General features: G+C 73.9%; 14 protein-coding genes. 6 read left to right on the plus strand and 8 right to left on the minus strand.

Annotation, left to right across the window (positions count from 1 at the left end; translation table 11 throughout):
• Nucleotides 1-174 precede the first annotated feature (174 nt).
• The 4 genes from V4Y04_RS09045 to V4Y04_RS09060 form a co-directional block, all read right to left on the minus strand.
• Complete coding sequence (locus tag V4Y04_RS09045) at nt 175-861, minus strand: response regulator transcription factor (RefSeq protein WP_332426869.1); 687 nt, start codon at nt 859-861, stop codon at nt 175-177.
• A gap of 50 nt (nt 862-911) precedes the next feature.
• Entirely contained in the window at nt 912-2,153 is a 1,242-nt protein-coding gene (locus tag V4Y04_RS09050) for a sensor histidine kinase (protein WP_332426870.1), read from the minus strand.
• 178 nt (nt 2,154-2,331) lie between these two features.
• Entirely contained in the window at nt 2,332-2,640 is a 309-nt protein-coding gene (gene pspAA, locus V4Y04_RS09055) for a PspA-associated protein PspAA (RefSeq protein WP_332426871.1), read from the minus strand.
• A gap of 64 nt (nt 2,641-2,704) precedes the next feature.
• Nucleotides 2,705-3,490, minus strand: a complete 786-nt coding sequence (locus V4Y04_RS09060) for a PspA/IM30 family protein (protein ID WP_332426872.1) — start codon at nt 3,488-3,490, stop codon at nt 2,705-2,707.
• A 272-nt stretch (nt 3,491-3,762) separates the two neighbouring features.
• On the opposite strand from V4Y04_RS09060, the gene V4Y04_RS09065 reads away from it, so the two are divergent.
• Together V4Y04_RS09065 and V4Y04_RS09070 are read left to right on the plus strand one after the other, a co-directional pair.
• Nucleotides 3,763-4,398, plus strand: a complete 636-nt coding sequence (locus tag V4Y04_RS09065) for a DUF3043 domain-containing protein (RefSeq protein WP_332432766.1) — start codon at nt 3,763-3,765, stop codon at nt 4,396-4,398.
• A 140-nt stretch (nt 4,399-4,538) separates the two neighbouring features.
• On the plus strand, nt 4,539-5,258 hold the full coding sequence (locus tag V4Y04_RS09070; RefSeq protein ID WP_332432767.1) for a class I SAM-dependent methyltransferase: 720 nt from the start codon (nt 4,539-4,541) through the stop codon (nt 5,256-5,258).
• Between the two features lie 193 nt (nt 5,259-5,451).
• Here V4Y04_RS09070 and V4Y04_RS09075 read toward each other — a convergent pair whose 3' ends face one another.
• Nucleotides 5,452-5,664, minus strand: coding sequence for a hypothetical protein (locus V4Y04_RS09075; protein WP_332426874.1), 213 nt, complete (start codon nt 5,662-5,664; stop codon nt 5,452-5,454).
• Nucleotides 5,665-5,826: 162 nt separating this feature from the next.
• On the opposite strand from V4Y04_RS09075, the gene V4Y04_RS09080 reads away from it, so the two are divergent.
• The gene (locus tag V4Y04_RS09080; protein WP_332426875.1) at nt 5,827-7,026 is read left to right on the plus strand and encodes a bifunctional adenosylcobinamide kinase/adenosylcobinamide-phosphate guanylyltransferase; all 1,200 of its coding nucleotides are present in this window, start codon (nt 5,827-5,829) and stop codon (nt 7,024-7,026) included.
• A 51-nt stretch (nt 7,027-7,077) separates the two neighbouring features.
• Here V4Y04_RS09080 and V4Y04_RS09085 read toward each other — a convergent pair whose 3' ends face one another.
• Nucleotides 7,078-8,235, minus strand: coding sequence for a methyltransferase domain-containing protein (locus tag V4Y04_RS09085; protein ID WP_332426876.1), 1,158 nt, complete (start codon nt 8,233-8,235; stop codon nt 7,078-7,080).
• Nucleotides 8,236-8,653: 418 nt separating this feature from the next.
• Between V4Y04_RS09085 and cobT the strand changes: the two genes are divergently transcribed.
• Nucleotides 8,654-9,847: a nicotinate-nucleotide--dimethylbenzimidazole phosphoribosyltransferase gene (gene cobT / locus V4Y04_RS09090; RefSeq protein WP_332426877.1), complete on the plus strand. Its 1,194-nt coding sequence runs from the start codon at nt 8,654-8,656 to the stop codon at nt 9,845-9,847.
• 265 nt (nt 9,848-10,112) lie between these two features.
• Here cobT and V4Y04_RS09095 read toward each other — a convergent pair whose 3' ends face one another.
• Nucleotides 10,113-10,877, minus strand: coding sequence for a hypothetical protein (locus V4Y04_RS09095; RefSeq protein ID WP_332426879.1), 765 nt, complete (start codon nt 10,875-10,877; stop codon nt 10,113-10,115).
• A gap of 60 nt (nt 10,878-10,937) precedes the next feature.
• On the opposite strand from V4Y04_RS09095, the gene V4Y04_RS09100 reads away from it, so the two are divergent.
• Nucleotides 10,938-11,729, plus strand: coding sequence for an adenosylcobinamide-GDP ribazoletransferase (locus V4Y04_RS09100; RefSeq protein WP_332426880.1), 792 nt, complete (start codon nt 10,938-10,940; stop codon nt 11,727-11,729).
• A 38-nt stretch (nt 11,730-11,767) separates the two neighbouring features.
• Here V4Y04_RS09100 and V4Y04_RS09105 read toward each other — a convergent pair whose 3' ends face one another.
• On the minus strand, nt 11,768-12,640 hold the full coding sequence (locus tag V4Y04_RS09105; RefSeq protein ID WP_332426881.1) for an endo alpha-1,4 polygalactosaminidase: 873 nt from the start codon (nt 12,638-12,640) through the stop codon (nt 11,768-11,770).
• A gap of 256 nt (nt 12,641-12,896) precedes the next feature.
• On the opposite strand from V4Y04_RS09105, the gene V4Y04_RS09110 reads away from it, so the two are divergent.
• On the plus strand, nt 12,897-14,438 hold the full coding sequence (locus V4Y04_RS09110) for a leucyl aminopeptidase (protein WP_332426882.1): 1,542 nt from the start codon (nt 12,897-12,899) through the stop codon (nt 14,436-14,438).
• The last annotated feature ends 114 nt before the right edge of the window (nt 14,439-14,552 follow it).

The following is a 14,552-nucleotide window of genomic DNA, read 5'->3' on the forward strand; positions in this document are numbered from 1 at the left end:
GGAAGTACGGTCACCGGCACCGTCCGACGCGCGGTCACGGGCACGGGCGGGGGCACGGCGGCTCAGCCGGGTGCCCGCTCTACACAGTGGTGCATGGGGAGGGGCCGATCCGTAGGCCGGGAGTCCCGTTCCTCGGGGCGGCGGCTACTCCCCCCGCAGTACACGCGGTCGCGTTCAGTCCGCCCTCGGGCGGACCAGGCCGGACTCGTAGGCGGTGACCACCAGCTGGGCCCGGTCGCGGGCGCCCAGCTTGGCCATGGCCCGGTTGACGTGTGTCTTCACGGTCAGCGGGCTGACCTCCAGGCGTTCGGCGATCTCGTCGTTGGAGTGGCCGCCGGCGACCTGGACCAGCACTTCGCGCTCCCGCACGGTCAGCGAGTCGAGCCGCCGCGCGCGGGCCGGGTCGAGGTCGGCGCCGTCGGACGGGCCCGCCTGGGCGAGGAAGCGGGCGATCAGGCCCTTGGTGGCGGCCGGGGACAGCAGGGCCTCGCCCTCGGCGGCGATCCTGATGGCGCTGAGCAGTTCGCCGGGTTCGGAGCCCTTGCCGAGGAAGCCGGAAGCGCCGGCCCGCAGCGACTGCACCACGTAGTCGTCGACCTCGAAGGTCGTCAGGATCACCACGCGGACCCCGTCGAGTTCGGGGTCCGCACTGATCAGGCGGGTGGCCGCGAGACCGTCGGTGCCGGGCATCCGGATGTCCATGAGGACGATGTCGGCGCGCTGTTCACGGGCCAGCCGGACCGCCTCGGCGCCGTCGGCGGCCTCGCCCACCACCTCCATGTCCGGCTCGGAGTCGACGAGGACGCGAAAGGCGCTGCGCAGCAGGGCCTGGTCGTCGGCGAGCAGGACGCGGATGGTCATGGGTTCCCCCCGGGAGCTCTGGTCACGGGCCGCACCGGGCCGTGGACGGGTCACGAACCGTCCTGGGCCGCGGACGTACGGGTCTCGACGGGCAGGATCGCATGGACGCGGAAGCCACCGCCGTAGCGGGGGCCGGTGGTGAGGGTGCCGCGCAGGGCGGTGACGCGTTCCCGCATGCCGAGCAGACCGTGGCCGCCGCCGTCGCCCGCGGGGGCTTCCTGCCGGCCGGCGCCGGTGCCGTCGTCGAGGACGGTGACCTCGAGGTGCGGGCCCACCCGGACGACGCTGACCTCAGCCTTCGCCACGGCGCCCGCGTGCTTCTGGACGTTGGTGAGCGCCTCTTGAATGATCCGGTAGGCGGCCAGGTCGACGGCGGCCGGCAGCGCGGAGGCGTGCTCCGGGCGCTGGTCCTCGCGGGCCACCAGGACGTGCAGGCCGGCGTTGCGGAAGGTACCGGCGAGGTCGTCGAGGCGATCCAGTCCGGGGGCGGGCTCGGTGGGGGCCTCGGGATCTCCGGACTGGCGCAGCAGGCCGACGGTGGCCCGCAGTTCGCCGAGCGCCGAACGGCTGGCCTCGCGTACGTGGGCGAGGGCCTCCTTGGCCTGGTCGGGCCGCTTGTCCATGACGTGGGCGGCGACCCCGGCCTGGACGTTGACCAGGGCGATGTGATGGGCGACGACGTCGTGCAGGTCGCGGGCGATGCGCAGGCGCTCCTCGGCGACGCGGCGGCGGGCCTCCTCCTCGCGGGTGCGTTCGGCCCGCTCGGCGCGTTCCCTGATGGCCTGGACGAAGGCACGGCGGCTGCGGACGGCGTCCCCGGCGGTGGCGCCGATCCCGGTCCAGGCGAGGATCCCCAGGTTTTCCTGGGCGTACCAGGGCAGCGGGCCGGCGATCATGGCGGCGCCGGTGAGGACGGTCATGGTGAGCAGGCCGACCCGCCAGGTGGTGGGGCGGTCGGTGGTGGAGGCGACGGTGTAGAGCGCGACGACCACGCACATCGAGAGCGGGGCGCGGGGGTCACCGGTGACGGACTCCACCAGGGAGACCCCGCCGGTGAAGGCGAGGACCGCGAGGGGCGCCCGGCGCCTCAGGACGAGTGCGGTGGCGCCGAGCACCATGAGGACCAGGCTGAGCGCGTCAGGCGTGCGCAGCGCCCAGGTGACGCCGTCGGGGCCGTGCGGCTCCACGAGGGACCCGGCCACCATGCACACCAGGACGCCCGCGGCCAGGGCCGCGTCCAGGGCGAAGGGATGCGCGCGCAGCCGGCGCCGGGCGCGCTGGAAGGTGCTCACGACGGTTCACCGTACGGGGTCGCGGGAGCGTACGGGGTGCGGGCCGGGGGTGGACCGGTGGTGAGGACCGCACCTGTCGTGAACGGACCGACAGTGAGCGGTACGCGGGTGAGCGGTTCCGGTATGAGCGGTACGCGGGTGAGCGGTTCGGCCGCGGGTGGCCCGGCGGGCCGGGGGCTCATGTGCCGGGGATCGGTCCGTCGCCTGGGCCCGGGATCAGTCCGTCGTCGTCGCTGAGCAGTTCCCGGACCTCCTCGATCGTCGCGTCCGGGGAGGGGAGGATGAGGTCGGAGGGTTCCAGGGCGTCGTCCGGCAGCGGCTCGCCGAGCTCGTGGACCCTGTTCAGCAGGGCGGTGAGGGTGCGGTGGAAGCCGGGGCCGTCACCGTTGTCCATCTCGACGACGAGTTCCTCGTCGAGTTTGTTCAGCTCGGCGAGGTGGCTCTCGGCCAGAGCCACCTGCCCCTCCCCCATGATCCGTACGATCATGTCGGCCTCCTGAGCCGCCCTCGCGGGGGCTCGGTCGTCGTCGGCACGGTCTCCCGTGCGGCGGTCACTGCTTGTCGAACCGCGGGGTGTCCTGCGGCTGCTGCTGGGCCTGGGACTGCTCGCTGCCGCCCTCGATGGCCTGCTTCTGGCCGGAGGTGCCCCCGGCCAGCTCGGCCTTCATGCGCTGCAGTTCCAGCTCCACGTCCGTACCACCGGAGAGCCGGTCCAGCTCGGCCTGGATGTCGTCCTTGTGCATGCCGGACTGGTCGTCGAGGACGCCGGAGGCGAGCAGCTCGTCGATGGCACCGGCCCGCGCCTGGAGCTGGGCGGTCTTGTCCTCGGCCCGCTGGATCGCCTGCCCGACGTCGCCCATCTCCTCGGAGATGCCGGAGAAGGCCTCGCCGATCCGGGTCTGTGCCTGCGCCGCCGTGTACGTGGCCTTGATGGTCTCCTTCTTCGTGCGGAAGGCGTCGACCTTGGCCTGGAGGCGCTGGGCCGCGAGGGTGAGCTTCTCCTCCTCGCCCTGGAGCGTCGCGTGCTGCGTCTCCAGGTCCGTCACCTGCTGCTGGAGGGCGGCGCGGCGGGAGAGGGCCTCGCGGGCGAGGTCCTCACGGCCCAGCGCGAGCGCCTTGCGGCCCTGGTCCTCCAGCTTGGAGGACTGGCCCTGCAACTGGTTGAGCTGGAGCTCCAGGCGCTTGCGGCTGGTCGCCACGTCGGCGACACCCCGGCGGACCTTCTGGAGCAACTCCAGTTGTTTCTGGTACGAGTAATCGAGGGTCTCGCGCGGATCCTCGGCCCGGTCAAGGGCCTTGTTCGCCTTCGCGCGGAAGATCATCCCCATACGCTTCATGACACCGCTCATGGGCTTCGCGCGCCCCCTTCTGACGGACTCCGGCTCACACTTCTGCGACAGACCCCACAGTACGGGCCCTGCATCCATTACCGCACTGTCCAGGGGTGGATGCGCTCATCCCCAAGGACGACTGCGCATCCTCCCGATCCGGCGCAGGGAGTAGGTGATCCCCGGGTGCCGGCCGGACAACCCGCCCCAAGTCGCACACAACGCCCCCGCCTGTCTGTCCTCTACAGACGCGTGGTGTTGCCGGATCGTTCCCCCCGGGGCTGGGGTCCAACCCCGGATACCCCGTACCCTTGGGTTTTGTGTTCCGTAGCCGTGCCAAGGAAGAGAAGGCCCACGCCGACAAGGCGACGGTGACCGACTCCAAGCAGACCCGCCACCCGGAGGCCCCGAAGGGCCGTCCCACGCCCAAGCGCAGCCAGGCCCAGACCCAGCGGCGCAGCGTGGCCAATACGTCGATGACGCGCAAGGAGGCCGCCAAGCGGCAGCGTGACGAGCGTCGTGCCGCGATGGAGCGCCAGCGCCAGGCGCTGGCCAGCGGCGACGAGCGCTACCTGCCCGCCCGTGACAAGGGGCCGGTGCGCCGGTTCGCGCGCGACTACGTCGACTCGCGGTTCAACATCGCGGAGTACTTCCTGCCGATGGCGGTGATCATCCTGGTGCTGAGCATGATCCGGATGCCCCAGGTACAGAACGCCGCGCTGCTGCTGTGGCTCGTCGTGATCGCGATGATCGTGCTCGACTTCTTCGTGACCGGCTTCCGGCTGAAGAAGCGGCTGGCCGAGCGCTTCCCCGACGAAAAACGCCGCGGCGCCGTCGCCTACGCGCTGATGCGCTCGCTGCAGATGCGCCGGCTGCGCCTGCCCAAGCCCCAGGTCAAGCGCGGGGAACGGCCCTGAGCACCACGCCGTTCGTCGACGGCGAGGCACCGGCGACGGTGCCCGCGCAGACCCCGCCCGCACAGAGCTCGCCCGCACAGGCCCCGCCCGGTCCGGGCGGGCCGTCCGGTGACCTGCGGGAGGTCGTCCAGCAGGAACTGCTGGCCCGCCAGCTCGACGAGCAGATAGTGGGGCGGTTCCCGGTCGGGCGGCGGCTGCGCGTGCTGGACGTCGGCATGGGCCGCGGCACGCAGGCGCTGCGCCTGGCACGGGCCGGCCACCAGGTGACCGGTCTGGAACGGGACGCGGGGATGGTCTCCGCCGCGCGCGCGGTGCTCGCCGGGGAACCCGAGGGCATCCGGGAGCGGGTGCGGGTAGTCGAGGGCGACGGCCGCGACACCGGTGTGCACTTCCTGCCGGGCAGCTTCGACGTGGTGCTCTGCCACGGCGTCCTCATGTACGTGACGGAGCCGGACCCGCTGGTGGCGGGGCTGGCCCGGATGCTCGCGCCCGGCGGCCTGCTGTCGCTGCTGGTGCGCAACGGCGACGCGCCAGCGATGCGGCCCGGGCTACGCGGCGACTGGGCCGGGGCGCTGACCGCGTTCGACACGGCGTGCCCCGCGGACGACTCGGACGCCGGAGTGCGGGCCGACCGGCTGGCGGACCTCAAGGCGACCCTCGCGGGGCTCGGGGCGCCGCTGCACACCTGGTACGGGGTGCGGGTCTTCACGAACACGGCGGTGGACGGGGCGAGCGCCGCGCACACCCCCGGCTGCCCCGACGACCTGACGGCGCTCCTCGCGGTCGAGGAACGGGCCGGCCGCACGGACCCCTACCGCGGGGTGGCGGCACTGCTCCACCTGTGCGGCGTACGGGGCTAGAAGACTCACCAAGATCTTCATGAGTCTTCTAGGACAGACCCTGGCGGACGTGGGACGGGCGAGGGCCGAAGCCCCCGCCCTGAAGGTCATGTCGCCCTCGCCCGGATTCTCACGTCCGGGGGCTTCACGCCCGGGACTTCACGCCCCTGGGTTCACGTCCGGGGCTTCACCCCCGGGGTCCACGTCCGTGGGTTCACGCCTCTTCCGCGTGCAGGCTCATCGGCCCGTAGATCTCCGTGGTGTCCTCCAGCAGCCGCACCTGGTCGGCGCCACCCTCCACCAGGGCCTTCCAGTTCTCCCCGATCCAGGACTCGGCGTCCCCCTGCGTGGTGAATTCCTCCGGCGTCACCGCGGGCTCGACCTGCGTCCCGTCGGCCTTCTCGAACCGCCACGTCCATGCCGCCATGTACGCCTCCATGGGTATGAGCACCTGCACGACAGGAGCCGGATCATGGTCCGGCTCCTGGAGCAGAGCCTAGAGCCTGTCCGGCGGATGATTCGGGGGATCATCGGTGTCAGTGCCCGGTCGGGCGCGCAGGAGCCGTGGGGAGGGGCGAAAATCGGGTCCGTGGAACTCACTCTGCTCGGCACCGGTGCCCCAGCGGGCCTGCCCCGCCCCGACTGTCCCTGCGCCGCCTGCGCGTCCGCCGCCGGCCCCCGCGCGCGCGCCGCGACCTCGCTGCTCGTGGACGGCTCGCTGCTGCTCGACCTGACGCCGGGCGTGGCGTTCGCCGCCGCCCGCGCGGGGCATTCGCTGGGCGGTGTGCGCCAGGTGCTGCTCTCCCATCCGCACGACGGCCCCGCGGTCGAGGTGCCCGCCGGGCTGCCGCAGCCCGGCCGGGTGCCGGACGGCCGGGAGCTGGCGCTGCTGACGGGCCACCGGGTGCGGGCACTGGCGCTGGACGCACCGGGCACCGGGTACGCGGTGACCGGCCCGGACGGGCAGCGGCTGCTGTATCTGCCGCCGGGCACGGCGCCGGCCGGTCTGGAGGAGCCGGCCGAACCGTACGCCATGGTGCTGCTCGACGTCGTGGGGCGTCCGGACGGGCTGGCGCGGCTGCGGGCGGTGGGTGCGGTGGGGCCGACGACGGACGTCGTCGCCGTGCATCTCGACCACGACGTGCCGCCGGGCGCGGAGGAGCGGCGCCGGCTCGCGGCGGCCGGGGCGCGCGCCGTGCCGGACGGGACCACGCTGGAGGTGGGCGCCTACGAGCACGTTCCCGATCTGCCGCGCCGGACGCTGGTCCTGGGCGGGGCGCGGTCCGGCAAGTCGGTGGAGGCCGAGCGCCGGCTGGAATCCCTGCCCCAGGTGCTGTACGTGGCGACCGGCGGGTCCCGCAACGGGGACACCGAGTGGGCGGCCCGGGTGTCGGCCCATCAGGAGCGGCGGCCCGGGTCCTGGCGGACCGTGGAGACCTGCGATGTGGTGCCGTTGCTGGGGACCGACGGGCCGCCGCTGCTGGTGGACTGTCTGTCGCTGTGGCTGACGGACGCGATGGACTCCGTCGGGGCGTGGGACGACGCCCAGTGGGCGGACGGCGGGGAGCGGGCGCTCAAGGAACGGGTGCGCGAGCTGACGGACGCGGTGCGCGCGACCCGGCGGACCGTGGTCGCCGTCTCCAACGAGGTGGGTTCGGGCATCGTCCCCGCCACCGCGTCCGGCCGCCGGTACCGGGACGAACTCGGGCGGCTGAACGCGGCGTTCGCGCAGGAGTGCGAGCAGGTACTGCTGGTCGTGGCCGGCCAGGCACTGGTGCTCCGGGGGTGAACAGCCGGTGCCTGGGCGGGGGCCGGGGCAGGGTGCGAGGCCGGGGCGGGGTCAGTTCGCCGGCTTTCGGGCGATGATCCGGTACGCGTTGGCGAACGGGGTGTGCCGCAGGACGGGCGCCAGCGCGAGGTCCGTCAGCGCCGCGACGGCGACCAGCGGGGCGCCCGCGCGCAGCAGTACGGCACGCGCCTGCTGCTGGAACGGGGTCGGCGGGATCGCGCGCCAGGGGGCGTCCGGGGCGGGCAGGGCACGGGAGAGGGCCAGCGCGGTGGCGCCGGCCAGGTCGTACGGGACGTACAGGGAACGGTGCCCGGACCTGGACGTGCCGGACCTGGACGTGCCGGACCTGGCGGCGGACCCGGTGATGCCGGGCCCGGTGGTGACGATCGCACAGCCGAGTGCCTCCAGTTCGGCCCGGAGGTTGCGCGGCGGCAGCAGGTGGAGCCGGCGGGGCTGGTCGTAGGACAGCCACCGGTTGCCGAACAGAGCGGCGAACACGCAGCCGGGGTCCAGGGTCTCGATGAGCAGATGGCCGCCGGGGCGCAGGGCGTCCAGGGCGGCGTGGAGTTCCGCCCGCGGGTCGGTGGTGTGCTCGAGGTGGTGCAGCAGGCTGACGACGTCGTAGCGGGCCGACACCCGGGCCAGCAGCTTCGGGTCCGTCAGCGCGCCGATGTGGGCCTCCTCTACGCGGCCGAGGACGCGGGCGCGTTCGACGCGCGCGGTGAGGTCGGTGCCGTCGAAGGCGGTGTAGGGGAAGAACTCCCGCGCGATGTCCGGGAAGCGGCCGTGTCCGGTGCCGACGTCCAGCCAGCTCTCCGGTTCGCCGAAGCGCAGCATCGCGCGGGCCGTGGCCCGGCGGCGGCGCGGGGCGTCGCGCAGCGCGAGGACGTGGTCGGTGACGGCGTCCCGGGGGGCTCCGCGCGGTGTCCGGCGGTGGAAGGCCAGGCCCTCGGCGGTGAGCCGGGGGTTCTGGAAGGTGTGCCCGCATTCCCGGCACGCGTCGACGGTGAACCGGCCCGGCCGGTGCCGTCGCAGGTCTCCGGTGCGCAACCGGTTGCGCAGCCGCGTGGAGCCGCACCAGGGACAGTCTCCGCGGCGCGGCTCGTGCACCCGCACGGAGGCCTGCTGGGCGGGGACGACCGGGGCGCGGGGGACGGCGGGCGCGTCGGCGGACGACGGGACGGCGGCGGGCGCGTCGGGTTCGGACATGGCGGCTCCGGATGAGTCGGGCGGGGCGAGCGGGGACAGAGGGGTGAGCGGAAGAGGCAGTGGAGGGGCGAGCAGGACGAGCAGGAGCGAGAAGGGGCAAGCGGGAGGAGCGAGCGGGAGCGGTTGAGCAGGAGGGGTGAGCAGGAGGGGCGAGCAGGAGGGGTGAGCGGGGGCAGAGAGAGCGAGCAGGGGCCGAGGGGGTGAGCAAGGGCCGAGGGGGTGAGCAGGATGGGTGGAAGGGACTCGGGTACTGGTCGGACGGGCGGGGCACAGTGATGACATTCCCTTGCAAAACGTTACGGATCGGATGGCGCTCCCGGGCGCAACGACGTCGGGGTGGCGTCGCCCGGTGGGTGGGATTCCGACGACGGGCCCCAGGGCTCCGGCGTGTTCGAGCCGGGCCGGTACTGTTCGGCGAATGAGCGCGCTTAATCTCGACGACTTCACCGATCTGATCGAGCGTCCGGACGGCGGGGTACGCCGTGACGCGGAGGCGCGTCGCGAGCGCCAGATCGTGCCGCCCGGGTCACTGGGCCGCCTCGACGAGCTGGGCGAGTGGCTGGCCGCCGCACAGTCCGCGGTGCCGGTGCGGCCGGTCGAACGGCCGCGGGTCGTCCTCTTCGCCGGTGATCACGGGATCGCCCGGCAGGGTGTCTCGGCGCGGCCCGCGGGCAGCGCCGGGGAACTGGTGCGCGAGGTGCTGGAGGGCGGCCGTCCGGTGTCCGTGCTGGCCCGGCGGCTCGGGGTGCCGGTGCGGGTGGTCGACATGGCCCTGGACTGCGATCCGGACACCCTGCCCGAGGACGTCGTACGGCACCGGGTGCGGCGCGGCAGCGGACGGATCGACGTCGAGGACGCGCTGAGCCCCGAGGAGGCCGAGGCGGCGTTCCTGGCCGGGGTCGCGGTGGCCGACGAGGAGGCCGACTCCGGTACGGACCTGGTGGTGCTCGGCGATGTGAGCGTGGGCGGGACCACGGCGGCGGGTGTGCTGGTGGGCGCGCTGTGCGGGACGGACGCGTCCGTGGTCACCGGGCGCGGCGGGCTGGCGATCGACGACCTGGCCTGGATGCGCAAGTGCGCGGCGGTCCGCGACGCGCTGCGGCGGGCCCGGCCCGTGCTCGGCGACCAGCTGCGGCTGCTGGCGACGGTGGGCGGGGCCGACCTCACCGCGATGACGGGCTTCCTGCTGCAGGCCGCGGTGCGGAAGATGCCGGTCGTGCTCGACGGGGTCGTGACGGCGTCGTGCGCGCTGGTGGCGCAGCGGATCGCCTTCCGGGCGCCGGACTGGTGGCTGGCCTCGCACGACAGCGGGGAGCCGGGCCAGGCGAAGGCACTGGACCGGATGGCGCTGGAACCGCTGCTCTCCCACGGCGTCACCGTGGGCGAGGGCACGGGTGGCCTCCTGGCCCTCCCCCTGGTCCAGGCGGCGGCCGCCCTGGCCGCGGAACTCCCGGAACGCCCGAAGGAGCCGGAGGGGCCGGAGACACCGGAGACACCGGAAGCACCGGAAGCACCGGAAGCACCGGAGACACTGGAATCCTCGGAGCAGCCGGCCGTGGCGGACGACCGGCCGAAGGAGTCGAAGACCTCGGCAGTACCGAAGCCCGAGTAGCCGTCCCCGTACGTCCCTCGCGCCCGCTCCCGGAGCAACACCCCACCCCGTCGCCCGCGTTCGACGGAGCGGGGAAAGGTCCCGGCCCCGGACCGACATGGCGGTCCGGCCGAGGCAGCGGCAGCGGCAGCGGCAGCGGCAGCGGCAGCGGGGGAAGTCTTTCCGCCGGGCACTCGCCGGCTCCACCCCCGGGAAGGCGTTCCGGGCAGCCCGCACCCGTACCGGCCGAAGGGCCGCGCCCCGGCGCAAGCCCTCCGCCCGTCCGTCACCCGCGTTCGAGCGGGCGGGGCGGGTCGGGGTCGGGCTTGCCGCCGAGCCAGTCCTGGACGGCGCGGCGGGGCGCCGACCAGCGGAGGTCGTGGTGGTAGGCGCGGAGGACGGCTTTGGCGCGGGCGCGGTGCCTGCGCCGGTAGAAGCGCCGGGACCACGGGGAGCCGGGACGGGCCAGCCGCAGCGCGCCGATCACGGCGATGACGGGGACGATCACGCCGAACACGGCGATCCTCGCCTTGCCCTTGCTCAGGGCGATGAGCGAGAAGAGGAAGTTGACCGCGACGTTCAGGGCGACCCCGGCGCGGTTCTGGAGTTCGTCCTCGCTGAGGTCGTTGACCCCGAACGGGGAGAACCCGGCCAGCACCAGCCCGACCAGGGCGGCGGTGAGGACGACCACCTCGACGCTCTGCCGGCCCGCCTCGGTCCAGTAGACGTCGTCGAGGTGCAGGATCAGCGCGAACTCGTCCAGGACGAGACCGGCGCCGATGCCGAAGACGACCGCGCTGAGCGCCGACCCGAAGCCGTGCCGGCCGCCCGCCACCGCGCCGAAGCCGCCGACGACGGTGAGGATCACGCCGGGCACGACGTGGTGGATGTGCAGGCCGCCCGCCTCGACGTTGCCGAAGGGGCCCTTGCCGGTCCGGATCAGCCGGGTGACGGCCCGGGTGATCACGAAGGTGAGGACGAAGGCGGTGAGGGCGAGAAGCAGCGGCAGCTTGCCCGGTTCGATGATGTTCCGCTGCAGCCAATGTCCCATAAGCGCACTTTATCCACGGCTGCCCGGGGCGCCCTGCTGACCACCGGGTAACCTGCGCCGGTGCCCGCACCCTTCCCGACCTCGCTGTCCGACGGTCTGCGCTTCGCCTTCGGCACCCTGACCGTGCTCCCGGTCCGGGTGGCCCGCTGGGACCGCCCGGCCGCGCGCGGCGGCATGCTGTGCGCTCCGCTCGCCGGGCTGGTGGTGGGCGCCGCGGCCGCCGCCGTCGGACTCCTGCTGCTGTTCCTCGGCGTGGGCGCGTCGCTCGCCGCCGTCGCCACCGTCGCCGTACCCGCCGTTCTCACGCGCGGGCTGCACCTCGACGGGCTGGCCGACGTCGCGGACGGGCTCGGCAGCGGCAAGCCGGCCGCGGACGCGCTGCGGATCATGAAGCAGTCGGACATCGGGCCGTTCGGCGTGCTCACCCTCGTCCTGGTGCTGCTGGCCCAGACGGCCGCGCTGGCCCGGGCGTACGACGACTCCTGGACCCGGGGCGCGCTCGCCGCCGTGGTCGCGGCGGTCGCGGCCCGGCTCGTCCTCACCCTCGCCGCCCGCAGCGGGGTGCCGCCCGCCCGTCCGGAAGGGCTGGGCGCCGCGGTCGCCGGGGTCGTCCCGCGGGCGGGTGCGGCGGCGGTCGGGCTCGCGGTGGCCGGGGGCGCGGCGGCCGGGGGCGCCCTCCTCGGCGCGGACGGCGTCGTCCGTACCGTCCTCGCGGTGCTGCTGTCGGCCGCGGCCGCGGAACTCCTCCTGCGGCACTGCGTCCGCCGCTTCGGCGGGGTCACCGGCGATGTGTTCGGCGCGCTGGCGGAGACCGCGGCGACGGCCGTCCTCGTCGTCGCCGCGCTGGGCTGAACCGTCCACGAGGCCCCGGGGCCCGTCCGGTACGGGTCTCAGCAGGCCCGGCGCCAGACCCCCAGTTCGTACTTCTTCAGCAGGGAACTCAGCCGCAGCCGCCGGGAGTCCGCGCAGAAGCGGTCGGTGGGCAGTTCGTACTCGGCGTGGAAGACGGCCTTGCCGGCCTCGACGAACGGGGTGAGCCGCGCGCACTCGCCGTACTGGGCGCACTGCTCGTTGACCGCGAAGTCGTAGTCGCCGACCAGTTGCGGGATCTGGTCCAGGTCGTTCTTCAGGCCGACGGCCAGGCCGCGTTCGTGGGCGAGCCGGGCGATCAGGCGGTTGTAGCGGAGCTGGTCGGCGGCGGTGAGCGGGAACCCGGTGCGGTTGCGGTAGCCGTCCATGTTGTCCGGCTCCACCGCGTCGAAGCCCTTGTCGCGGCACATGTCGAACCGCTCGGCCATGATCGGTCCCAGCACGTCGGTACGCCGGATGTCGAGCCAGCGCTCGCCCTCCCAGCCGTTGCCGCGGCCGATCACCTCGTCGGGGAAGTCGCCGGCGTCGGGGCGGAAGTCCTCCCAGGCGCCCGTGGACAGATAGCAGATGACCTTCCGGCCGTCGCGGTGCAACCGCGCGACCGTGTCCCCCGAATGGTCGAACCCGTCGATGTCGTAGACCGGTACGTCCACGGAGGTGTCGAGGCGCCCGCTGAGCTGCCACTGCCAGTCGGTGCCGGGACGCGGCTGCCAGCGGGGACCGCTGCTCCACCCGGACCCGGAGCCGGACCCGGATTCGGACCCGGATTCGGACCCGGATTCGGACCCGGAGCCGGGCCCGGGGTCCGTTCCCGAGGCGCAGCCCGCGAGCAGCAGCAGCAGCAGCGCGCACAGGGCGAGCGGCACGGCAAGCAGTCCTGGGGGTCGTCTCATGGGTGTCCCTCACCTTCGCCGCCGTCAGGCGGTCCGCGGGCAGGGCCCCGACGACGGCCGCCACGTCACCGATCGGTGAAGACCCGCGTGAGGGAGTGGACACACAGACGCGCGTAGTCTCGTCCGGAGTGTCGCCGTACCGGGGACGGCCCCGCCGAGACCGTACCGCCAGGTCGCCGTCAGGGTCGGCGCCGGGCCGGTCGACCCACACCTTTCGGCCACAGCAACTTCACATCGGAAGCGAGAATTCACCACCGTGACTGCTCTCACTCTCAGCACCGCCGCGTTGCCCGGCCTGCGGGCCGACGCGATCGTGATCGGTGTCGCCAAGGGCACTGCGGCCGGGCGCCCGGTCGTCGTACCGGGCGCCGAAGCCGTGGACAAGGCCTACGACGGCGGGCTCGCCGGCGTCCTGGAGACCCTCGGCGCGTCCGGCGCCGAGGGTGAGGTGACGAAACTCCCCGCGCCGACCGGCTTCAAGGCGCCGCTCGTGGTCGCGGTGGGTCTGGGCACCCGGCCCGAGAAGGACGCCGCACCCGACACCGAGGCACTGCGCCGGGCGGCCGGCGTGGCCGCCCGCGCCCTGTCCGGATCCAAGAAGGCCGTCTTCGCCCTCCCCATGACGGACGCCGCCGACGCCGGCGCGGTCGCCGAGGGCGCGCTGCTCGGCGCGTACTCCTTCGACGCCTACAAGAGCGGCGACGACACCGGCGGCAAGAGCAAGAAGAAGGATCGCGGGGCGCCGCTCGCCGAGGCCGTGCTGGCCGGCGTGAAGTCCCGCGACAAGGCGTTCAAGGCGGCCGTGGAGCGTGCCACCGCGGTGGTGGAGGAGCTCAACCGGGCCCGCGACCTGATCAACACCCCGCCCAACGACCTCGACCCCGAGGCGTTCGCCGCCGTCGTGCAGGCCGCGGCCGAGGAGCACAGCATCAAGGTGCAGGTGCTCGACGAGAAGGCGCTGGCCAAGGGCGGCCACGGCGGCATCCTCGGCGTGGGCGCCGGCTCGGCGTCGGGTCCGCGGCTGGTGAAGCTGTCGTACACCTCCGCCAAGGCGAAGAAGCACCTCGCCTTCGTCGGCAAGGGCATCACGTACGACTCGGGCGGCATCTCGCTGAAGCCGGCCGGGCACAACGAGACGATGAAGTGCGACATGAGCGGCGCCGCCGCCGTGTTCGCCGCGGTCGTCGCCGCCGCCCGCCTCGGCCTCGCGGTCAATGTCACCGGCTGGCTGGCCCTGGCCGAGAACATGCCCTCGGGTTCCGCGACCCGCCCGGGTGACGTGCTGCGCATGTACAGCGGCAAGACGGTGGAGGTGCTCAACACCGACGCCGAGGGCCGTCTGGTCCTCGCGGACGCGCTGTGGGCCGCCTCGGAGGAGAAGCCCGACGCGATCGTGGACGTCGCGACGCTGACCGGCGCGATGGTCCTGGCGCTGGGCAACCGCACCTTCGGCATCATGGCGAACGACGACGCCTTCCGCGCCGCGGTGCTGGAGGCCGCCGAGGAGGTCGGCGAGCCCGCCTGGCCGATGCCGCTGCCGGAGCACCTGCGCAAGGGGATGGACTCGACCGTCGCCGACATCGCGAACATGGGCGAGCGGATGGGCGGCGGACTCGTCGCCGGTCTCTTCCTGCGCGAGTTCGTCGGCGAGGGCATCACCTGGGCCCACCTCGACATCGCGGGGCCGGCCTTCAACGAGGGCGGCCCGTTCGGGTACACGCCCAAGGGCGGTACGGGTTCGGCGGTACGGACGCTGGTCCGCCTCGCGGAGCAGACGGCGGCCGGCGAGCTGGGCTGAGCCGACCGGTCGCGGCGGGACCCCGTGCGCGGGCAGGACGGGGCCCCGCCGACCGGGCCGGCCGGGTCACGCCCTGCCGGCCCGGTCGTGCCCTGCCCGGGTCATGCCCTGCCC

The sequence above is a fragment of the Streptomyces sp. P9-A2 genome, from assembly GCF_036634175.1.
GTDB classification, from domain to species: Bacteria; Actinomycetota; Actinomycetes; order Streptomycetales; family Streptomycetaceae; genus Streptomyces; species Streptomyces pratens.